The 20,965-nt window shown below is 66.9% G+C and carries 22 protein-coding genes; 14 read left to right on the top strand and 8 right to left on the bottom strand.

All coding sequences use genetic code 11. The annotated features are described in order from the left end of the window. The coding region (locus AC5STI_RS22255; protein WP_495448401.1) for a BON domain-containing protein at positions 1-324 on the bottom strand (324 nt) is incomplete at its 3' end. A gap of 294 nt (positions 325-618) precedes the next feature. On the opposite strand from AC5STI_RS22255, the gene AC5STI_RS22250 reads away from it, so the two are divergent. From AC5STI_RS22250 to AC5STI_RS22240, 3 genes are all read left to right on the top strand, one after another. Further along, a complete protein-coding gene (locus tag AC5STI_RS22250) occupies positions 619-984 on the top strand; it encodes a hypothetical protein (protein WP_495448400.1) in 366 nt (121 codons plus the stop codon). 188 nt (positions 985-1,172) lie between these two features. Then, positions 1,173-1,370: a CsbD family protein gene (locus AC5STI_RS22245; protein WP_475054424.1), complete on the top strand. Its 198-nt coding sequence runs from the start codon at positions 1,173-1,175 to the stop codon at positions 1,368-1,370. A gap of 1 nt (position 1,371) precedes the next feature. Beyond that, entirely contained in the window at positions 1,372-1,887 is a 516-nt protein-coding gene (locus AC5STI_RS22240) for a pyridoxamine 5'-phosphate oxidase family protein (RefSeq protein ID WP_475054422.1), read from the top strand. 96 nt (positions 1,888-1,983) lie between these two features. Here AC5STI_RS22240 and AC5STI_RS22235 read toward each other — a convergent pair whose 3' ends face one another. Both AC5STI_RS22235 and AC5STI_RS22230 read right to left on the bottom strand, forming a co-directional pair. After that, complete coding sequence (locus tag AC5STI_RS22235; protein ID WP_495448399.1) at positions 1,984-4,563, bottom strand: HWE histidine kinase domain-containing protein; 2,580 nt, start codon at positions 4,561-4,563, stop codon at positions 1,984-1,986. Beyond that, positions 4,556-5,119 (bottom strand): biliverdin-producing heme oxygenase, encoded by a 564-nt coding sequence (locus AC5STI_RS22230; protein WP_495448398.1) that lies wholly within the window; start codon positions 5,117-5,119, stop codon positions 4,556-4,558. The genes AC5STI_RS22235 and AC5STI_RS22230 overlap by 8 nt, the downstream gene beginning before the upstream one ends. Positions 5,120-5,545: 426 nt before the next feature. On the opposite strand from AC5STI_RS22230, the gene AC5STI_RS22225 reads away from it, so the two are divergent. From AC5STI_RS22225 to AC5STI_RS22190, 8 genes are read left to right on the top strand one after another with little or no spacing between them, the layout of a single operon-like run. Then, positions 5,546-6,898: a serine/threonine protein kinase gene (locus AC5STI_RS22225; RefSeq protein WP_495448397.1), complete on the top strand. Its 1,353-nt coding sequence runs from the start codon at positions 5,546-5,548 to the stop codon at positions 6,896-6,898. Between the two features lie 11 nt (positions 6,899-6,909). Further along, entirely contained in the window at positions 6,910-8,256 is a 1,347-nt protein-coding gene (locus AC5STI_RS22220) for an FHA domain-containing protein (protein WP_495448396.1), read from the top strand. After that, positions 8,240-9,190, top strand: coding sequence for a PP2C family protein-serine/threonine phosphatase (locus AC5STI_RS22215; RefSeq protein WP_495448395.1), 951 nt, complete (start codon positions 8,240-8,242; stop codon positions 9,188-9,190). The genes AC5STI_RS22220 and AC5STI_RS22215 overlap by 17 nt, the downstream gene beginning before the upstream one ends. Further along, a complete protein-coding gene (locus tag AC5STI_RS22210) occupies positions 9,187-10,377 on the top strand; it encodes a hypothetical protein (protein WP_495448394.1) in 1,191 nt (396 codons plus the stop codon). Before AC5STI_RS22215 ends, AC5STI_RS22210 begins: the two co-directional genes overlap by 4 nt. A gap of 56 nt (positions 10,378-10,433) precedes the next feature. Continuing rightward, the gene (locus AC5STI_RS22205; protein WP_495448393.1) at positions 10,434-12,494 is read left to right on the top strand and encodes a dynamin family protein; all 2,061 of its coding nucleotides are present in this window, start codon (positions 10,434-10,436) and stop codon (positions 12,492-12,494) included. Then, positions 12,491-13,483 (top strand): dynamin family protein, encoded by a 993-nt coding sequence (locus AC5STI_RS22200; protein ID WP_495448392.1) that lies wholly within the window; start codon positions 12,491-12,493, stop codon positions 13,481-13,483. Before AC5STI_RS22205 ends, AC5STI_RS22200 begins: the two co-directional genes overlap by 4 nt. A 57-nt stretch (positions 13,484-13,540) precedes the next feature. Next, positions 13,541-13,924: a hypothetical protein gene (locus AC5STI_RS22195; RefSeq protein WP_495448391.1), complete on the top strand. Its 384-nt coding sequence runs from the start codon at positions 13,541-13,543 to the stop codon at positions 13,922-13,924. Continuing rightward, a complete protein-coding gene (locus AC5STI_RS22190) occupies positions 13,921-14,703 on the top strand; it encodes a hypothetical protein (RefSeq protein WP_495448390.1) in 783 nt (260 codons plus the stop codon). The genes AC5STI_RS22195 and AC5STI_RS22190 overlap by 4 nt, the downstream gene beginning before the upstream one ends. Before the next feature lie 21 nt (positions 14,704-14,724). Here AC5STI_RS22190 and AC5STI_RS22185 read toward each other — a convergent pair whose 3' ends face one another. From AC5STI_RS22185 to AC5STI_RS22170, 4 genes are all read right to left on the bottom strand, one after another. Further along, the gene (locus AC5STI_RS22185; RefSeq protein WP_495448389.1) at positions 14,725-15,249 is read right to left on the bottom strand and encodes a redoxin domain-containing protein; all 525 of its coding nucleotides are present in this window, start codon (positions 15,247-15,249) and stop codon (positions 14,725-14,727) included. A 77-nt stretch (positions 15,250-15,326) separates the two neighbouring features. Continuing rightward, positions 15,327-16,079 (bottom strand): hypothetical protein, encoded by a 753-nt coding sequence (locus tag AC5STI_RS22180; protein ID WP_495448388.1) that lies wholly within the window; start codon positions 16,077-16,079, stop codon positions 15,327-15,329. A gap of 285 nt (positions 16,080-16,364) precedes the next feature. Continuing rightward, on the bottom strand, positions 16,365-16,697 hold the full coding sequence (locus AC5STI_RS22175; RefSeq protein ID WP_495448387.1) for a GYD domain-containing protein: 333 nt from the start codon (positions 16,695-16,697) through the stop codon (positions 16,365-16,367). Between the two features lie 140 nt (positions 16,698-16,837). Next, positions 16,838-17,728 carry a LysR family transcriptional regulator gene (locus AC5STI_RS22170; RefSeq protein ID WP_495448386.1) on the bottom strand — a complete coding sequence of 297 codons (891 nt, stop codon included), beginning with the start codon at positions 17,726-17,728 and terminating at the stop codon, positions 16,838-16,840. Between the two features lie 105 nt (positions 17,729-17,833). On the opposite strand from AC5STI_RS22170, the gene AC5STI_RS22165 reads away from it, so the two are divergent. Both AC5STI_RS22165 and AC5STI_RS22160 read left to right on the top strand, forming a co-directional pair. Then, entirely contained in the window at positions 17,834-18,124 is a 291-nt protein-coding gene (locus AC5STI_RS22165) for a putative quinol monooxygenase (protein ID WP_490399684.1), read from the top strand. A 22-nt stretch (positions 18,125-18,146) separates the two neighbouring features. Continuing rightward, complete coding sequence (locus AC5STI_RS22160; protein ID WP_495448385.1) at positions 18,147-19,163, top strand: zinc-binding alcohol dehydrogenase family protein; 1,017 nt, start codon at positions 18,147-18,149, stop codon at positions 19,161-19,163. Between the two features lie 18 nt (positions 19,164-19,181). On the opposite strand, the gene AC5STI_RS22155 is transcribed toward AC5STI_RS22160, so the two are convergent. Beyond that, complete coding sequence (locus AC5STI_RS22155; protein WP_475054392.1) at positions 19,182-19,640, bottom strand: Lrp/AsnC family transcriptional regulator; 459 nt, start codon at positions 19,638-19,640, stop codon at positions 19,182-19,184. 113 nt (positions 19,641-19,753) lie between these two features. Between AC5STI_RS22155 and AC5STI_RS22150 the strand changes: the two genes are divergently transcribed. Next, positions 19,754-20,956: a methionine gamma-lyase gene (locus AC5STI_RS22150; protein WP_495448384.1), complete on the top strand. Its 1,203-nt coding sequence runs from the start codon at positions 19,754-19,756 to the stop codon at positions 20,954-20,956. Positions 20,957-20,965: the final 9 nt, after the last annotated feature.

The following is a 20,965-nucleotide window of genomic DNA, read 5'->3' as shown; positions in this document are numbered from 1 at the left end:
CAGGGTGCCGCTGATCTGGGTCTCGTTTTCGATCGCCACCACCCCGGCCACCCGGTTGATGATCTGCGTCAGCCGGTCCTGGGCAGCGTTGTCGATCACCTCGCCGGTGATGCGGACCACGCCTTCGGAGACAGACACGGTCACCGACCCGTATCCCTCGATTTCCGCCAGCAGCTTCTCGATCCGGCTCAGGATCTCACTGTCGCGAACAGCCGCCTCTCCCACTTCGATCCGGCCATCGGTCTGCACCGGATCCGCCGAAGTCTGTGCCTGAGCGCCGGTGCCGCCAAGGCACAGCGCCGCCAGCAGGATTAATAAATGCAAACCCGCCAGCAGCGCCCGGCGCGCCCCTGACCGGCCCCCCCCTCGCGGGGCCAAACATGTCATGTCGCGGTTCAATTCCGCATCCTCCCGATGAAATACATGCCCCGCACATGGAAACCGGGACGTGACCAGTCTTTGCCGCAGCAAACTGCCGGTGCAAGAGCGTAACCGCACGGGCCCGGGACGCACCGTCGCCGCACGCTGAATTTTCATCCCTCTGATATGTCACAGTTTAATGCGCACCAACGCGCAAAGGTGCCATTCCTCGCGTTCAAAAAATTTTGAGGAAGACCAATGAGCACTAAAGCCGCCGGCGTAAACGCCCCCGTTCTGATCCTGACCCCACACGCGCTGGAAGCCGCGGACATCAGCGACTACCTGCTGCGGCGGGGGTATCCGGCGGTCAGCAGCGAGACCCGCCTGGATGGCCTGGCCAACCCGCTGGAATTCACCGCGCGCGTGCCTCACATGGTGTTCTTTGGCTTCCCGCTCAGCGATCCGGAGGCACGCGACTGGCTGCAGTCGGCCATGGCCACGGAGTGGCGCATCATTCTGATCAATGGCGACACCACAGAGCCGGAACTGAAGGCCCTGCCGATGCTTAGCCGCCCATTTGCAACCCCGCATCTGGACACGGTAATGCAGCTTTTGGGCGAATAACTGCCCCTTCCCGGGCGGCAGTGCGCCGTGCTGCCGGAATTGGTCTGGTAATCAGCCATTCCGCGGCTCCTCCCGGCCGGGTTGCAAAGATACTAGGAAAAAACGGAACTTCGCGGCCTCCGCCGCGTTCTCCCTTTGCCGCCGCCGCGACGCGGCGGCCCACCGCAATTTCCCAAGGAGGACACGACATGGACGACGACCGCATCACCGGTAAATGGACCGAGCTCAAGGGCCGCCTGCGGGAAACCTACGGCGAGCTGACCGACGACGAGCTGGAAGAAACCAAGGGCGAACGCCAGAAGCTCGAAGGGCTGCTGGAACAGCGGCTTGGCAAAACCAAGGACGATGTCCGCCAGACCGTGGACCGGATGCTGGAGAGCATTTGACATGGCCCGCAGACCTGACAGTGACGCAGACGCCGCCGCCCAGCTTTGGAAACGCCTGGAGGACACCCGCACCGGCATGCTGTCGGTGGACGGCAGCAGCCAGCACCCGCAGCCGATGAGCCACTTTGCCGACCCCGACAGCGGCGAGATATGGTTCATCACCTCCGCTGACACCGATCTGGTGGCCGCAGTGGGCCTGGGCGCAGAGGCCACTTTTGCCTATCAGTCCCAAAAGGGCGACTACCACGCCTCGGTCAAGGGGCCGATCGTGGTCTACGAAAGCGACGAGAAGCTCGACAGCCTGTGGAGCCCGCCGGTGGCCGCGTGGTTCGAGAAGGGCCGCGAGGATCCCAAGGTCACCCTGCTGCAACTGACCCCGCGCGAGGCAGCGATCTGGGCCTCGGATTCCAACCCGATCCTGGTCGGGCTGAAAATGCTTAACGCCGCGATGCGCGACGACGTGAGCGAACCGGACGTCGGCATCCACCGCGTGATAAACTTCCGCGACGTGGCCTGACCCGGGAAAGCGTCGCAAGCCGCGAACGAACAGGCCCGCCGGTACTCCCCGGCGGGCCTGTTCGATTTAGAAGGAGTAGCAGCCCGCGCCCGGCGGTCAGCCGCCGCCGCCTGCTGGGGCCATCGCCTCCAGAACCCCGCTAAGCTGTTCAACCGTATAGGGCTTTTTCAAGATTTTCAGACCCGGGAAGCGCGTGATGACATCTTCGGTTTCGCCATATCCCGTGGCCAGCACGACCGGGATGCCCAGCTCCCGGCACTTCTCCACCACCGGCAGCGAGGTTTCGGACCCCAGGTTCATGTCCGCCAGCACAAACTGAGTGCCGCCTTGCGCCAGCAGGTTCAATGCGGTGGTCACCCCGCTGCACGTCTCCACCTTTTCGGCGCCCAGCTGGGTCAGCATGTCCGCGGCATCCATCGCGATGATCATGTTGTCCTCCAGCACCAGCGCGCCGCCGGACAGGTGCCGCACCACCCCTGACTGCTGCGCCGCCGCTGCCGGCATTGCAGCCTCAGGCTTTTCCGCTTTCCGCACATGGCGGGCCGGCAGCACAAAGCCTGCCTCCAGCCCGGTGACGCGGTATTTCACGTCCGCCCGCCCCTTCAGCTCAAACGGCACGGATTGCTCAATGAGCGTGGTGCCAAAGCCCCTGCGCTCCGGCGCTTTCACCGGCGGGCCGTCGTGCTCGCACCAGTTGAGAGCAGCGGTGCCATCGGCGTTCAGGGCGGTGCGGATCTCCACCCGTCCGGAGGAATCGCTGAGCGCGCCGTATTTGACCGAATTTGTCACCAGCTCATGTATGACCAGCGCCATGCAGGTGAAGGCCGCCGGCGACAATTCCAGCGCGTCGCCATCAATTGACACGCGGCTGCTTTTGCCGGCCAGAAAAGCCTCGGTTTCCGTCCCGATCAGCCCGTGCAGCGTATTCCAGTCCCACTCCGACCCGGTCAGCTGGTCATGCGCCCGTGCCAGCGCGTGAATGCGCGCGTCCAGCACTTCACCAAAGGCGTCGGCGGATTTCACCGACTCCTTGCCTTGCGACACCAGCCCGCGGATCAGGTTCAGGATGTTGCGCACCCGGTGGTTCAGTTCCGCGATCAGCAGTTCCTGCTGGTCCTGGGCGCGCTTGCGGGCGGCATTGTTTTCATCCGCCAGCTTCAGCACCACTTCGATCAGGGTTGTGCGCAGCGCTTCGGCGGTGCGCTGCTCGCGCTGTTTCCAGGGCTGGCAATGGCCGCGCGCCACCTCCTGCCAGGCCTCAAAGCTTTTGCGCGGCGTCAGCCGCAGACCATTGGGGCCGGGTTCGGCGGGTTTCTCGGGATTTCCGGCCCAGGTCACTGACTTGACCACTTCGCGCCGGAACAGAACGAAATAATCCCGCGGTGTCCGCGAGACAGGGATCGCCAGCAGTCCTGCCACTCGGTCCGAAAACCCGTCGGTGCCGGGATAGCGCGCAATCAGGTTGCTGTTGGAGTAGACCTGCCCGGGCGGCGTTGTGTTCAGAAACCGCACCAGCCCCAGGAACTCTTCCTCTACCGGGGCGGAGCCGACGGATTTGTACTCGCCGTCCGAGTAAATCGCAGCACCATCAAACGGGATGACTTCCCCGATTCCGGTGCAGAGTTCGTCAAAGGCTTCAAACAGGCTGCAACCGCTTGAAAGCTGCGGCATCAGATGGTCGTGCAGCGCCCGGGAGCGGTCAATATCGCCCAGCTCCTCGGTCATTTCCATCTGCGCAAGCTCATAATTGAACAGCTGCGCGAACAGCTCAACCGAAGTGCGCTTTTCATAACTGAGGTAACACGGGCTGTCATTATGGCAGGCAAACAGCCCCCACAATTGGCCGTTGCGCAGGATGGAGACCGACATCGAGGCCGCAACCCCCATGTTTTTCAGGTACTCCAGATGGATCGGAGAGACCGCCCGGGTCACCGCCAGCGAAAGGTCCAGCGGGGTGCCGTTGGGATCTGTTTCCGGCAGCACAGGATAGACCGGCGCCGCGGCGTCGGGAATAATCCGCAGCAGGCTGCGCACGTACAGCGCCCGCGCCTGCTTGGGGACGTCGCTGGCCGGATAGCGCAGGCCCAGAAACGGCTCCATTCCGGAATCGCGGGCCTCCGCTATAACCGTGCCGCTGCCGTCTTCTTCGAACTTGTATACCATGACCCGGCTGAAGCCGCTCAGCGCCTTAAGGCCCCGCGCAGCTTCCTGGGCCATGCCTTCCAGCTTATTGAAACGCTGCATCCGGCCAATCAGCGCCTGCACGAGGCCCGGATCATGCACATCCCCGGCATCCGCTCCCCGGCGTTCGAACTCCAGCACAAACAACCGCCCGGACATGTGGATGGACACGTCAAACAGCTGTCCGTCGCCGCGCAGGTCATAGCCGAAAACCCGCACAGCGCCTTGCTGCATCCGCAGCATCTGCATCCGCGTGCGCAGGTCGTGCAAGGCCTGCGGGCTAAGAATATCGGTCACCGGCCGCCCCGCCAGCCCGGAATCGTCAAGCCCCAGGACTTCGCCGCAGTTGGCAGAAGCATGGGCGATGATCCAGTCGGCGGAAACTGCAATCAGGCAGCCGAAACTCTGCACATGGCCGATGATGTGGATCGGCTCCTGATCGCATGTGGTCAGATCCACCTGCGCCTTGGCAGCGCCGGATGTGTTGTCAGGCATGAACCGCCCTCCCAATAGCCGACTCAGCAGCAATACATTCTAAGCAAAATTCGAACAGCCGGGTACAATCTTTGACAATCCGGTCAGCCGCGGCGCCCTCGCCCGGCAGCTTTTCCGCCCGGGCCACGAACCCGCGCCAGTATTCTGCATAGGACGGGGCCGACAGATAGGCGCAGGCCCGCGATACCTCCGGCAAACCGCGGTCCAGCCAGCGCTTGCGCAGCACCTGCGCACCCAGGCGTGAGCCCGAGACCAGGTAATCCACTGCCAGCGGATGCGGCATCAGCGGCAGCGCAGGCACCGGTGCGGCGCGGTGCAGCCGCTCCAGGTCCGCTCCTGACCGCTGTTTCAAATCGCGGATGACCGGCGCGCAGGCCGCGTCACGGCTCACGGGCTCCAGCGCCGCAAACAGCCGCCACTGCAGCAGCAGAAAGCGCGCATAGCCCTCAGCGCCCTGCCGGTCCAGCCGGGTCACATGATCATCCAAGGCCACATGGCATTGCCGCGTGTCCCCGCGCAGCCTGACACGCAAGTTCTGATATTGGACGTCTGCCACGGAACCGTTCCCCTTATCAGCAGCACTATAGCGCTCGCCTTAGCCGAATCAATGGGCTTCCACCGCAACACCAGAAGTGGAAAAGCAAATTTTTGCAACGCTTTATGAACCGTTGACCGCACAGATCATCAGCACTCGCCCAATCCGGCATCTCCGCCGCGCCGCTTGCCCGGCCTTGTCAAACCGTGCTGCCTGCCAGCCGTGTTTTCCACCGTATTGGGTGCCAGTTTAACTAACTTCAACGCAAGTCGCCGGCCGCCCCTTAACCCAATGTTTACAGCCCTTTCCCGGCAAATGCGGCCAAAATCGGGCAGCTCTGCCGCAATTGCCCGGAAAGCGCCGCGAACATTCCGCATTTGGCTTTCAGCGTGAAGGCAACTCCGCGCCATCCGGCCGGATCCTGCACTGCCACGAGGGACTGACGCTGTGCCGCACGACACTCATTCCGCCGATCCGGCGCCGGCCTGCGAACTGCCCAGCGGCTTCAAACTGCTGCAGGGCCAGTACCAGATCGAGCGGCCGCTGATCAGCGGCGGCTTCGGGATCACCTACCTGGCCCGCGACAGCCTGGAGCGGCGCGTCGTGCTCAAGGAGTGCTTCCCGGCGGGTCTCTGCCGCCGCGCCGGCACCGAGGTGGAACCCAGCGCTCCCGAACACGCCAAATCCTGCCGCAACGTGCTGCGCGCCTTCCTGCGCGAGGCGCATCTGCTGGCGCGTGCGCGCCACCCGGCCATCGTCGGAGTGCACCAGGTCTTCAAGGAGAACCAGACCGCCTATATCGCGATGGAGTTCATTGACGGGCTGGATCTGCTCACTGTGCGCGAGGAACAGCCGGAGCGGCTGACCGGGCCGGTCTTGCGCCAAATTCTGGATCAATCGCTGGAGGCGCTGGACTGTCTGCACCGGCTGGGCGTGCTGCACCGCGATATCTCGCCGGACAACATCCTGCTGGGCAAGGACGGCACCGTGACGCTGATCGATTTCGGCGCTGCCTGCGGCAGCACACCCGATGACGGCACCGCACTGCCTATGCTGCTGGCGGTCAAGGACGGTTATTCCGCCCATGAGCTCTACAGCCCCGATTTGCCACAGCGCCCCGCCTGTGATCTCTACGCCCTTGGCGCGACGCTCTACTACTTGATCACCGGCGCCCCTCCCGCCTCCAGCCAGCAGCGTCTGGCGGCGCTGATGGGAGGCACCCCTGACCCCTGCCGGCCGCTTTTGGGCGGACCGTGGACCGCTGATCCGGCGCTGCTGGCGACCGTGGACATGGCGATGTCGGTGCTTCCGGCGGAACGGTTCCAGAGCGCGTGCGACTGGGCGGATGCGCTGGCAGAGGAAGACGCGCCGCAGGACAGCGCAATCCCGCAAGCCGATACTGCCGCGGCCGTATCCGCCGGAGACGGCGGCAGTCTCGTCACGGCCATTGCCGAGCTGGTTGCCAAGACCAACGGCAGCCTCACGCCGCGCCTGCCCCGCTCTGCCCGCCAGACGCAGACGCCGCCTGCCGCCCCGCCGTCAGAGCCCCGCCGCCCGCTGGTCAACATCTTCGGCGAGCCGGTCACCGACCTGGAGGCCTGGCTGGAGGAAGAGGACGCAATCGCCTGGCGCAAGAAAATCGCCCCGGTTGCGCAGCAGCCGCCTGCCGCAGCCCCTGTGCCGCTCAGCGATCCGGCGGACCCGGCATTAGGACTGCGCCAGGACAAGCCAGCCTTCGCCAGCCGCCTGCGCAGGCTCTTCGGGCGGCAGGGCAGCAGCCCGCAAACGGTTAAGAATTGAAGGGAATGGGTATGAAGTTCATCAAGGATATCATCGGTGAAAAGCGGGAACGGGTCCGCCTGGACGGCCCAACCACGGCCATCGCGGAACCCGTGCAGCCGCCCGCGGAGGATACCTGCAGCAGCGCCCCCCTCAGCCTCGGCCACGGCTTCCGGCTGGACCCGGACCCGGCTGCAGACCCAACGCCTGCCGCGGCTGCAGGCCTGCCGGAGGATTTTGGCGGTTTGCAGCCGGCGCCGACGCCTCTTCCGCAAGTGGACCCGGAGGATGGCCTCGATGGTTTGACTGCGGCTGCGCCGGACGAGGACGCCATTGCCGCCTTTTTCGCACGCGAACAGCCGCAGGCCGCCGAGCCCGCAGCACAAGAGTACCCGGACACTGCCGCCTTCTTCGACACCCCGGACGATGACCGCGCGCACTTGGAGCCTGTGAAAGCGCCGGAAGAGGACTTCTATGCCCTGCAGGAAGCAGAAGCGGAGGAGGATGAAGTAGAAGTGGAGGAAGATACGGCGGATCCTTTTGGCGCGGATCCGGATTTCAGCCGCCTGCAACCGCCAGAGCCGGCAGAGGACACCGCCAAGCCCTACCGGATCTTCACGCGCAGCAACGCCGCCGGGCGGGAACTGGACACCGCGGCCGACGACGGCGAACCCGCGCCCGCGGCCCCTGCCCCGGCACTGCAGCCTGAACCGGAACTTGCCCGCACACAGGACACTCAGCAGGCCAGTGTTCTCCAGCCTGAACCCCATGCCCGTCGGGCTGCGCCCGCTCTTGAGCCTCAGCCTGCACCGGAAGCCCCGCCAGCAGCCGCGCCGCAGGCCCCCGCCGCCGCACCCATCGACGTGCCCGCGCCCTCGATGGGCCGCGGCGCCAGCCGCGCGGGCCGCGTCAAGACCCGCCTTCTGGGGTTCAGCCCTGCCCAGGCGGCCGGGAGCGACCCCTTCGCCCGCAGCTCGGAAAGCACGGCACCCGGCTACACCCAGTTCCCGGTCGGCTGGCTCGCCATCGTGCAGGGCCCGGGCCGCGGCGCGGCCTTCACCCTGTTCAGCGGCGTGACGGTCATTGGCCGCGGCGAGGACCAGACCGTGCGGCTGGACTTCGGCGACAACAGCATCTCCCGCGACAACCACGCCGCGATCGCCTTTGACCCGGAGCAGAAAGCCTTCTTCATCGGCCACGGCGGCAAGGCCAATCTGGTGCGCCGCAACGGCCGCCCCGTGCTCAGCACCGAGGAGCTGGCGGCGGGCGACGTGATCCGGATCGGCGAAACCACCCTGCGCTTCGTGCCCCTGTGCGGCGCGGACTTCGGCTGGGACCAGCCGCAACAGAGCGATGCCGCAGATGCTGCGCTCCGCTGAGGTCGAATACGACGCCGCGACGGCCATCAGCCAGGGCCGCCGCGAGCGTCAGGAGGACGCGGTGGCAGCCGATTTCCCGGCCGGCACCGGCACCGGCTTTGCGGTGCTGGCCGACGGCATGGGCGGCCATGCGGCCGGCGACATCGCCAGCCGGATCGTGGTGACCGAGGTGTTCAGCGAGCTGAAGCTGCAGGCCGGGGACCCTGCGGCGCTGGAGCAGGCCATCGGCGCGGTGCTGCACCAGGCCGCCAGCGGCGCCGACGCCTGTCTCGGCGAATACGCCAGCCACCAGCCCCAGGCCCGCGGCATGGGTGCCACCCTGCTGGCGCCGGTGCTGTTTTGCGACCGGCTCTACTGGATCTCGGCCGGCGACTCGCCCCTTTACCTGTTCCGCGATGGCCGCCTGATCCGTCTGAACGCCGATCACTCGATGGCGGCGGAGTTCGACGGCCTGGTGGCCGAAGGCCGCATGGACCCGGCAGAGGCCGCCAGCCACCCGGACCGCCACTGCGTCACCTCGGTGCTCACCGGCGCCGGCATCCCCCGCATCGACTGCCGCAGCGCTCCGGTGCGCCTGCAGGCTGGCGATATCGTGCTGGCCGCCAGCGACGGGCTGCAATTCCTGCCGGAAGACGAAATCGCTGCCGTGCTGGCCGCCGAATACCGCAGCCCCAGCGCCCGCATCGGAGCGGTGCTGATGCAGCGGCTGGAGGCGCTGGACGCGCCGGAGCAGGACAACGCCGCGCTTTGCGTCATCAAGCCTTTCGACCCGCACGCCACGGACCCGGATCCGGTACAGCCCGTTCCGGCACCGCAGCAGCAGCCCGCGGCGCCCCGCCCCCGCGCCGGCCGCCGCGTGATCACCCTGCTGGCCTCTGCGACGTGGTCCGCCGCGCCCGCCGCCAGCCGCAACAAGACGGATGCACCGGTGTGAGCCTGCCCCAGAGAGACATAACCCCGCTTGCAGGCCAGCTGGAGCACACCCTCAGCTCCGGCCTGCTGCCTTCGGACGTCAGCGGCTGGGGCAGCCAGCTGCTGCAGCGCCTGCGCCAGCCGGTGCAGGTGGCCGTCACCGGCGCACCGGGCAGCGGAAAATCGGCGCTGATCGACATGCTTCTGGGCAGGGTGGTGACCGGCAGGAACGCCGCCGGCCTGCTGACCCGGATCTGCCATGGGCCGCAGGAACAGGTGGAGTTTGAAACCGCCACGGGCGAACGCCTGCAGCAGGCGGGCTGCCTGGCAAACGCTGCGGTGCCGCCCGGCGCGGTGCGGGCGCGCCAGTATCTGCCCGACCCGCGGCTGCGCACCCACAGCTACACCGAAATCCCGTTGTCCGGCCCTCCCGCCCGCCAGCAGGAGACACTGCAGCAGGCCGCTGCCATGGCAGACATCGTCCTGTGGTGCAGCGAAACCTTCCCGGAGGCCGATCAGTCCCTGTGGGCGGCCATGCCCGACCGCACCAAGGACCACAGCTTCCTGGTCCTCACCATGGCCGACCGCCAGATCATGCGCGGTGCCCTCTCCGGCCTGATCGAGGCGCTGGAGCCAGTGGCCGCAGAGGAGTTCCTTGGCGTCTACCCTGTGGCCGCGATCCAGGGGCTGACGGCGCAGGCAGCCGACGCCCCGGCGGAAGACCTCTGGCGCTCCAGCGGCGGCAAGCAGCTTGCGGATGATGTAAAGCGCCAGATCGACCTGGGCCGCGCCTCGGACGCGGATCAGGCTGAGCTGCTGATCCGCCAGTTCGGCGGAGAGCCCTTGGCAGACACAGCCGCTCCCGCGGCCGCAACCGCTGAAACCCAGCAAGCTCCAGCCGCCAGCCTGGCGGCCGCGCTGGACCAGCTGCAAACCGGCGCCGAGGACATGCTGGCCCAGGCCGAAGCCGTCGGCGGCCCGCAGGCGGGACCCGTTCTGGCACAATGCATGGATCTGATCCGCGGCCTGTCTGCCTCGCTGGAGGCCCTGCCCGGCAGCGCCGCGTTGACGGCTGCAAAAGAGGCCGCCCAGGACGGCGAGGAGCTCCTGATGCTGTGTCAGCTGGAACAGGACGAAGACGCGGCCATCGACGCGGTGACGCTGCTTTTCCAGCTGAAAAAGGAGCTTGCCGAAGACCCGCCCGGATAAAGCCGCCCGGAAACGCGCCCAAGAAACAAGCCGATGCAGGAACAGAAGACCAAGCCATGAACATGGAAGCCCAGATCGAGAGTGCAACCGACATCCGTGCCTCTGCGCGGCCGACCAACCTGAACGCCGGGCTGGAGCCGCTGGCGGCCTTTGCCCGCAGGGCGCAGCGGCTGGACACCGCGCTGGCCGCCCTTGCCGGTGTGTCGGGCGAGCGGGTCCGGCGCAGCCTGACCCGCCTGCAGGCGGAGCTCGGCACCTTTGAACCCAGCGTCACGCTGCTGGGGCAGGTGAAATCCGGCAAGACTTCTCTGGTCAACGCGATGGCGGGCTGGGCCGACCTGCTGCCGTCTGATGTGAACCCCTGGACCTCGGTTGTCACCTCGCTGCACCTGGAACCTGGCGAGACCCGTACCGAGAACAAGGCCTGCTTCCAGTTCATGACCGAGGAGGAATGGGACCGGCTGCTCAACAAGGGCGGCCGCATCGGCGAGATGGCGGGCCGCGCAGGCGCGGACAGCGAGCTGCAGAAGATCCGGACCCAGATCGAGGAGATGCGTGAACGCTCCCGCCAGCGGCTGGGCCGCAAGTTCGAGCTCCTGATGGGGCAGAAGCACGAATACGGCTATTTCGACAAGAACCTCATCGAACGCTACATCTGCCTCGGCGACGACTTCGGCGACGAGCAGCCGGGCGCGCTGGACGAACAGGGCCGCTTTGCCGATATAACCCGCGCCGCCGACCTCTACCTCAATTGCCGGGCTGTGCCGCACCGCCTCTGCCTGCGCGACACGCCGGGTGTCAACGACACCTTCATGATGCGCGAGCAAATCACCATCCAGGCGATCCGCGACAGCCGCATCTGCGTAGTTGTGCTGTCGGCAGGCCAGGCGCTGACCTCGGTCGACATGGGGCTGATCCGGATGATTTCCAATCTCAAATCGCGCGAGGTGGTGATTTTCGTCAACCGCATCGACGAGCTGGCCGACCCCGCAAATCAGATCGCTGAGATTGAGGCCAGCATCCGCCAGACCCTTGCCGACCACCATGGCCCGCAGGAGGCCGCGATCCTGTTCGGCAGCGCCTATTGGGCCAATAAGGTGCTGACCGGCGGGCTGGAGGACATGGACAAAACCAGCTCCGCCGCGCTCCTGAATTGGGCCGAGGCTTCGGTCAACGCCTCCCACGCCAAGGCCACTGCCCAGAACATGGTGTGGGAGCTGTCGGGCATCCCGGCACTGAACCGCGCTGTCTCCGAACGCATCGCCGCCGACCTCGGCACACCGCTGCTGGCGCGCATTGCCGCCTCCGCGACCACCGCCGCCACCGGCCAGCAGGCCGCCAACGCGGTCCTTGTGCAAGGCGAGGGCAGCAGCGGCGGCGCCAGCATGCACGACGTCCGCACCGCCTTTGAGGATCTGTGCCAATCCCATCTGCAAGCGCTGGAGGCGGAGATAGAAGTCGTCCTCGGCGCCTTCCGCGACCGCGCTGACCGGGCGCACGCCACCTTTACAGACCGCGCCACCCACGCGCTGATCGACCATCTGGAGAAATGGGGCGAGGACTGCCATTGGGAGTACGACCCGGCCGGGCTGCGGATGCTGCTGCGCTCCGCCTATTCCGTCATGGCCAGCCGCCTGCAATCCGCCGCGCAGACCCGCTATGAGGCCGCCGTGCAGGATGTGGCCGAGCTGCTCTTTGACGGCTTCGGCCCGGCGGTCGAGGGCATCCAGCTGGCGGTGCCCGAGGTGCCCCAGCCCGCCTCCCCCGTCGCCCTGGCGCAGTCCATTGCAATGGATTTCAACGACAGCTGGTGGGCCTCCTGGTGGCGCCGCACCCGCGGCTACAAGGCCTTTGCAAAGCAGTTCCGCAGCCTGATCGAGGGCGAGACCGAAGATTTCATGACCCAGCTCAAGACCGTGCAGACGGCAGAGGCCAGCGCCGCAATCCTCGCCCGGCTGCAGGCCTTTCTGGACGAACAGCGCGACATCCTGCTGGAAATCGCTGACTGCAGCCGCGGCGGCGGCGACATGCAGGCGCTGTTCGCCGGCGAGGAGGCCCGCCAGCGCCAGTCCCGGACCGCCAATGCCTTGGAAACCCTCAGGAGCTTCACCGCATGACCTATCAAACCGCCATCACCGCCCCCCTCGCCCCGGAAGCGGCCCCGGCGCGCAAGCCGCGCCTGGCCTTGATGGGTGAATTCAGCGCCGGCAAAAGCACGCTCACCAACCTGCTGGCCGGCCGCGCCCCGCTGCCCACCCGCGTCACCGCCACCCGCTTGCCCCCGGTCTGGCTTTCGCACGGGGCCGAAGGTGCCCGCATCATCGGCACCGATGGCAGCGATACTCCGGTGCCGCTCGAAGACATCGCTGATGCGCCGCTGGAGAGCACCGCTTTGATCCGCCTGACCCTGCCCGCCGAGGCGCTGGAGCTGTGCGACCTGATCGACATGCCGGGCATTTCCGACCCCAACATGCCCGCCAGTGTCTGGCAAAACCTGCTGCCCGAAGCCGACAGCGTAATCTGGTGCACCCACGCCACCCAGGCCTGGCGCCAGTCCGAGGCCGCGGCGTGGGAGGAGATTTCCAGCCGTATCAGCGGCCCCAGCACCCTGCTGATCACCCACTTCGACAAGCTCCGCAATCCCCGCGACCGGGACCGCGTGCTGCGCCGCGTGCAAAAGGAAACCGGCGATGCCTTCAACGCCATCTTCCCGCTGTCGCTCAGCCAGGCGCTGACCGCGGGCGAGGATATGGAGGCCTGGAAGACCAGCGGCGCTGACCGCTTTGTCGAATATCTGGTGGACCTGCTGCTGAACTGGGAAGAGCCCGGCCGCCGCCCGGTCCAGGCCGCAGCCCCTGCTCTGCCCCTGCCTGCCGCGCAAGCCGCACCGCAAGCGGGCGGAGGCCCGCGCGCAGAAGTGCTGGATTTCGGCAGCAAGCGCGAAGCCGCCGCCCAGGTACAGCCGCAGACACAGGTGCAGGCCCAGGCGGGGGCCGGCAGCGCCGATCCCGTCAGCCGGGTGATGCCGCGCCGCGTGGCTCCTCCGGCCAAGCGCAGCCAGCGTCCGGGCCGCGACCGCCCTGAAACCCAGCCTGCCGGAGACTGATACCGCCATGCCAGCCGCTGCCGCCCCGGATTGCCTGCGCCGAAAAGGAGACCCAAGTTGACGCTTGCCCGCCAGCTCGACACCCTGCGCCAAAGCGCGGAGGGCTGCCGCCTGGCGGCCTTCGGCGATCTGGGCGCCAGCATCGTCCTGCGCAGCAGCAGCGCCGCCAGCCACCCGCAGGAATACCTCGACGCGCTCTGCCAGCAGGCCCGCCGCAGCTTCCTGCTGCTTGACGCCGCGGTGCAGGCCGGGCCGGAGGCCGCCCGCCCGCCCGCCGATGACATCCTGATGCTTGCCCCGGGCGAAGCCCGCCTTTGCATCCGCGCGGCCGACGGATCCGGCGACGCGCTGCTGTGCGTCTGCAGCGACGCAGACACCGCCGCCCGCCTCGCCGCCCCGGCCCGCACACTGCTGGCCAGCCTGAACGGAGGGGCAGGATGACAAGCCCCGCCCGCCAGATCCAAGGCGCTGAGCCCGCCCCGGACGCGCTGCACCAGGCGCTGCGGCAGCTGGCGCAGCCGGTGCAGGCGCTGACCGCCCGCACACAGCACGCCGCCGCGGGGCGGGAACCGCTGCTGCCCGCTGTGCTGCGCGAGATCGGGGAGACAATGCTGCCGCGCGAGATCACCCTTTGCATCGGCCAGATCCCCGCCGCCATTCTCATCGCAGCCCACCGCAGGCTCGCAGGCCTCACCCTGATGGGCACGGCGGAGGCGGGCGCCGCGCCGGAGGATCCCGCCGCCGCCGCCCGGCTGTTTGCCGCCCGGCTGAGCAGGCTGGAGGCGGAGGCCGCAGGCGCCGGGTTCTCTCTCCGCCGCCGCCCCTGCAAGGCTCCGGAGGGCGCAGGGAGCTGCACCCCGGAAATGCTGAAGGAAGCACTCGCCGCCCCTGCCCGAAGCCCGCTCAGCAGCATCCGCGCCGCTGCCGCAAAACACGCGCTGGCATGGATCCACTGCGGGCCTAGCGGGCAAGCACCGGACACCGGCGGTCCCGCGCCCCTGCTCAATCAGCTGCAAGCGGTCCGCAGCGCCTATGCTGCCAGCGCCACCCGCCCGGGTTCGGCCAGAATGCCTGCCCGCAAGCCGGACTGCACGCTGCTGCGGGTCTCGCCTGAAATCCGCATTCTGGCGGCGGCGCACGAAGAGGAGCTCCTGCTTCTGGCCCTGCCGCCCGAAGCTGTTCCCGGCCTGATCGAAACCTGGAACGCCCTGTTCTCCTGATGTCTCCCGGCCCGGCGCGGGTCAGACCGTGCAGCCCGACGGGCCGCAGCCGTCCACGGCCCCGTCCGGCGCCGTGCCCGCCGCCGCTGGTGCGCCTTCCGCCATCAGCGTGGCAATTTCCGCCCCCAGCCGCAGCTCCGGGACCTCGCCGAAGTGATGCGCGCGCAGCTCCCCGTCTCTGCCGATCAGCAGCAGGCTCGGCGTTCCGCGCATTCCGTAGGCCTCCATCGTGCGCGGCAGCGGCCCGTCGCCGGGGCGGTCAACGCCCACCGGAAAGGTAATCCGGTATTCCTTCAAAAACGCCTCCAGCGACACCGGCGTCATCGCCGCATGGTGCTCGAACACCGTGTGCAGGCCCAGCACTGCCACCCGGTCCTGCGGAAAGGCGGCTCGTACCCTCTGCGCCAGCGGCAACCCGTGGCTGACACACCCAGGGCACAGCATCTGGAACGCTTCGATCACCACCACCCGGCCCCGCAGCGACTGCAGGGTGACGGGACCGGGGCTGTTGAACCATTGCACGGTATCGAGTTCGGGGGCGGGCATGTCTTTCTCCTTATCTCCGCTCAGTCAGAAACGCTGCCCCGGCCCGCCCGCCAAAGGGGCCGCCGGGGCAGCAGATGTCACAGCTTGCCCGGCAGGCTCAGGTCGCCAGAGGCCACATCGAACACATCGGTCACGCACAAAAGCGGCGCGTGGATATTCGCGTTCACCCGCAAGGCCGCCGTCACCCCGTCATAGGCCGCGCCCTCCAGCGCCACGTCCCGGCCAAAGGCTGCCGTCACCGCAATTTCCGGCCCGTCGAACACCGGCGAAAATCCGGGGCTGTCAAGGAAGATCGGGAATCCGGGCCAGGTCGCGGGCAGTTTGGGCGTTTCGCCTTCCGGAATGTCCCGCACCGCCAGCGCGCCGGGGCCGCAGGCCTCTGTTGGGGTCAGCACCACCCAATGGCTGTGCCAGACCACCCCGTCATTGGCCGGGTCACCATCCCCGTTCTCGTCATAAAGCGGCGTGTCGTCGAAATCCGGATGGCTGGTCGCGGCCAGCGCAAGAATACCGGTGCCGCCCTCAAAACCGACTGCCGACGGGTCCAGCGAGGTCGGCCAGACATAGGACAGCACCTCTGCCCCGCCCACGGCGCCAGCCGCCTCCGGCACCTCGGCGCCTGCGCCGCCGTTGGTGGTCATGTGAAAGGTCACCAGGTTGCCGTTGCGGTGGGCATGGGCCGCCAGAATGTCAAAGGCCGCCCGCGTTCCCTCCGCTGCTGCCGACAGGACAGCGCCCTCCTGATTTACCGCATGGGCGTGGCCGTCATCCGCCAGGGCCGCGCCTGCGGCCAGCATCAGCGCCGCGCCCGAAATGATTGAAATCCGCATTGCCAGAGTCTCCGGTTCAGTTTGTGATGACTCCTTTTAGTTTCGACTCGCTACATTATGCAAGTATTATTTCGACTCGCTACCATTTGGCGCGAACTGGAACCTATCTGACCCGCACCGAAGACACCCGCACTTTAGGGGCAGCGCGCGCCAGCCCGCCGCCCCTCCAGCGGAAATTTCGGGGAAGGCCCCCCGGAAGCGCGCCCCTCTAGCCTCCGCGCACTGATCGCAGGCGGCTTCCGCACAATAGATCTGTCAGATTACAAAACCCGGCTCAGGTTTCGCTTACTGGCCTGGCGCCTTGTATGCGCTTGCAATGCTGCCGGCTTTTTTCTGCATTTCGGTGAATTCACCCGAGGTGAAGGCGCGCACGGTCTTGAGGTTGCTGACCGCGCCGCTGGCACCGGCCGCGATCAGCCCCGCCAGCAATGCAGACACATCGTCAATGTTCACCTGGATGGCAAAATCGCTTTCCCCCGTGGTCAGATAGAAGCTCTCCAGGGTGCCGCCCGCCGCTTCGACAACAGCGCGGGACGCAGCCTCGCGGTCACTGGGACTTTCGACCATCGCCTTCATGGCAGAGGACGTATAGCAACCGGTCACGATAAATCTTGGCATTCTGACTCTCCCTGGGGGTGGTAAGGCGAGCCGCTCCTGGGCACGATGCCGGACAGTCCGGCCCGCATGCCCCCGGGGCCGGATAGTAGCACAGACCGGGCCATTTGGCATTTGAAACCGGGCCGGGGCCAGCGCCCGCGCTAAGTCCTGACCGCCAGCGCCGCGCTAATCGCCTCCGCCAGGGCCCGGACCCGCCGCGGCTGCGCGCGCCCCGGCGGGAACATCATCTGCAGCGGATTGGGCGGCGGCAGATAGTCTTCCAGCAACGCCACCAGCCGCCCGGCCTTCAGGTCGCCCGCCACATCCAGCTCCGATTTCAGGATGATCCCCTGCCCCGCCAGCGCCCATTGCCGCACCAGCCAGCCGTCATTCACGGTCTTGTTGCCGCGCACCGTCACCGCCTGCTGCGCCTTGCCGCTGCCAAAGCGCCAGACGTTGTCCAGGGTCCGCCCGAACCGCATCACCAGACAGTTGTGCCCCGCCAGATCGCCCGGCTTCGCCGGCGCGCCATGCGCCTCGATGTAGGAGGGCGCGGCGCAGACAATCCGCTGAAACTCTCCCAGGCTGCGGATGCGCAGGGTGCTGTCGGTCACCGCGCCGAACCGCAGCGCAATGTCGAACGCCTCGCCGACAATATCGACATAGCCGTCGGACAGCGACAGTTCGATGGAGATCGCCGGATGCGCGGCAGCGAACTCCGCCACCACATCCGACACGATGCTGCGGCCCAGATCCACCGGCGCGCTGACCCGCACCGGCCCCGACAGCGTCTGCGCCCCGTGGCGGATGCGGGCATCCAGATCGTCGACCTCTCCCAGCACCACCCGCGCACCCTCCACCAGCGTCCGCCCCGCCTCCGTCAGGCTGATCGAGCGGGTGGTGCGGTTGAACAGGACCACACCGTAATGCGCCTCCAGCGCCGCCAGCCGCTCTGACACGGTGGTGGCCGACAGCCCCAGCTCGCGCCCGGCCGCTACCAGGCTGCCCTTCTCGGCAATCTTCAGGAACAGGCGGATGTTGTCGATCAGCATTATACGGGTTCTCCGGATTATCATTCCGAACTTGGCCCGTTTATCCGGAAATCACCAGCGCGTATCTTCCCCTCAGCAAATCGACACACCCAAAGGACCAAGCCAATGCCCAACCTGACCATTGTCGCCAACATCACCGCAAACCCCGGCAAGACCGATCTGGTGAAGGCCGAGCTGGAAAAGCTGATCGCCATCACCCGCGCCGAAGAGGGCTGCATCACCTACGATCTGCACCAGGACAATGAAAACCCCGCCCACTTCATGTTCTATGAAACCTGGGAGAGCCGCGAGCTGTGGCAGACCCACATGCAGGCCCCGCATCTGGCCGCCTACATGGACGCCACCGAGGGCGCAGTGGCCGAATTCACCCTGCACGAAATGACCCTGATCGGCTGAGACCACGCAAGGAAGGACCAAAATGATGAAAGCTGTAGGCTACACCAGCACCGGCCCCATCGACCGCCCCGGCGCGCTGATTGATTTCGAGACGGACAAGCCCGAACCCGCAGGCCACGACCTTCTGGTCCGGGTTCAGGCGGTCTCGGTCAACCCGGTGGACTACAAGATCCGCCAGAACCGCGCGCCCGACGGCGATACCCCCGCCATACTCGGCTGGGACGCGGTGGGTGAGGTCGTCGCAACCGGCGGGGCCGCCACCCGCTTCAAACCCGGCGACCGCATCTGGTACGCCGGCGCCATCGACCGCCCCGGCACCAATGCCGAATACCACCTGGTGGATGAATGCATCGCGGGCCGCGCCCCGGCGAGCGCCGCCAATGCCGCGGCCGCGGCGCTGCCGCTCACCACGCTGACCGCGTATGAGATGCTGTTCGACCGGCTGGAGGTGGCCCGCCCGGTGCCCGGCGCGGCCAATGCGGTTCTGATCATCGGCGGCGCAGGCGGCGTCGGCTCCATCGCCATTCAGCTGCTGAAACAGCTGACGGATGCCACCATCATCGCCACCGCCTCGCGAACCGAAACGCAGGACTGGGTGCGGGAGCTTGGCGCCGATCACGTGATCGACCACACCAAACCCCTGCCGGACCAGATCGCTGCCCTTGGCATCGGCGCCCCGGCCTTTGTCTTTGCCACCCAGCACTCCGGCAGCTACGTGCCGCAGATCGCAGAGCTGATCGCGCCGCAGGGCCGCTTCGGGCTGATCGACGACCCCGAAAGCTTTGACATCATGCCCTTCAAGGGCAAATCCGTGTCGATCCACTGGGAGCTGATGTTCACCCGCTCGCTGTTCACAACCGCGGACATCGCCCGCCAGGGCGCCATCCTCGACGAGGTCTCAGAACTGGTCGATGCAGGCCGCATCAAGACCACCGCAACCGAGGCCTTCGGGACCATAACTGCCGCCAACGTCACCCGCGCCCACGCGCTGCTGGAAAGCGGCAAGGCCCGCGGCAAGATCGTCCTGGAGGGCTTCTGACGCCCCCCTGCCAACCGGTCAGGAGGCCGGCGGGAACACTGCCGTCTTCTTGACCGTGCCGTACACGAAACTGGTGTCGATCGAGGCAATGCCGCCAATCGGGTGAATGCGGTTGCGGATAAAGCTCTCATAAGCCTCCAGATCCGGCACCAGCACCCGCAACTGGTAATCCATCGCCCCGGTCAGCACATGGCACTCCAGCACCTCATCCATCCGCCGCACCTTGCCTTCAAAGCTCTGCACGTCGGTTTCATTGTGCCGCTCCAGCCGGATCCGCACAAAGACGGTGATCGCCATGCCATAGGCGGCGGCGTCCACATCGGCGCTGTAGCCGCGGATCACACCGCTCGCCTCCAGGTTCCGCACCCGGCGCAGGCAGGGCGAGGGCGACAGGTTCACCGCCTCGGCCAGATCCTGGTTGGTCATCCGCCCGTCCCGCTGCAAGGCGCGGATGATCTGTCTGTCTTTGCTGTCCATAAGGTCCCCGCTTGGCAGATTCTGCCAAAAGCTATCGTCATACTGGCATAATTGGCAATCCATCACCCTCCGGACAGGCGCAATATGGCAATAACAGAGATCAGGAGCCCGACATGAAACGTTCCGCAGGATTTGCCACCCGCGCAATTCACCACGCCTATGACCCTCAGGACCACGACGGGGCGCTGACCCCGCCGCTGCACCTGACATCGACCTTCACCTTTGAAACCGCCGAAGCCGGCGGCGAGATGTTCGCGGGCGAGCGTCAGGGCCATATCTACAGCCGCATCTCCAACCCCACCTGCGACCTGCTGGAACAGCGCATCGCAGTGCTTGAGGGCGCCGAGGCGGGCCTCGCCCTCTCCAGCGGCATGGGCGCGATCACCGCGGTTCTATGGACGCTGCTCTCGCCGGGCGACGAGGTGATCGTCGACAAGACCCTTTACGGCTGCACCTTCGCCTTCATGCGCCACGGGCTGGCGAAATGGGGCGTCACCATCACCCACGTCGATATGACCGACCCGGAAAACTTGCGCGCAGCGGTGTCGGACAAGACCCGCGTGGTTTATTTCGAGACCCCGGCCAACCCCAACATGCGGCTGGTCGACATTGCCGCCACCGCCGGGATCGCCCATGCGGCCGGCGCCACCGTGGTGGTCGACAACACCTATGCTACCCCCTACCTGACCCGCCCGATCGAACACGGCGCCGACATCGTGCTGCACTCCGCCACCAAATACCTGGGCGGCCACGGCGATGTGGTGGCCGGTCTGGTTGTGGGCACCGCCGAGCAGATCGCCGAGATCCGCCTGGTTGGCATGAAGGACATGACCGGCGCGGTGATGGCGCCCTTCAACGCGATGCTGATCCTGCGCGGCATCAAGACCCTGAACCTGCGGATGGACCGCCACTGCGCCACCGCCCGCACCGTCGCCGCCTATCTTGAGGCGCATCCCGCCGTCGGCGCAGTGTACTTCCCGGGCCTCGACAGCTTTGAACAGCGCGCCATCGCGGAACGCCAGATGGACCAGCCCGGCGCCATGATCGCCTTTGAGGCCGAGGGCGGCCTGGCCGGCGGCATCGCCCTTATGAACCGCCTGCAGATGATCCAGCGCGCGGTGTCGCTGGGCGACGCCGAAACCCTGATCCAGCACCCGGCGTCGATGACCCACTCGACCTACACGCCCGAGGAGCGCGCCGAACACGGCATCAGCGACGGCCTGATCCGCCTGTCCGTCGGGCTGGAAGACGCCGACGACATCATCGCCGACCTGGAACAGGCCCTGCCCCCCGCAGCGCTTCAGGCCGCCGAGTAAACCGCCCCT

The organism is Leisingera sp. CC-HEC096 (assembly GCF_059429235.1).
The sequence above is the reverse complement of the archived record's forward strand: the minus strand, read 5'-3'. Positions and strand labels throughout refer to the sequence as shown.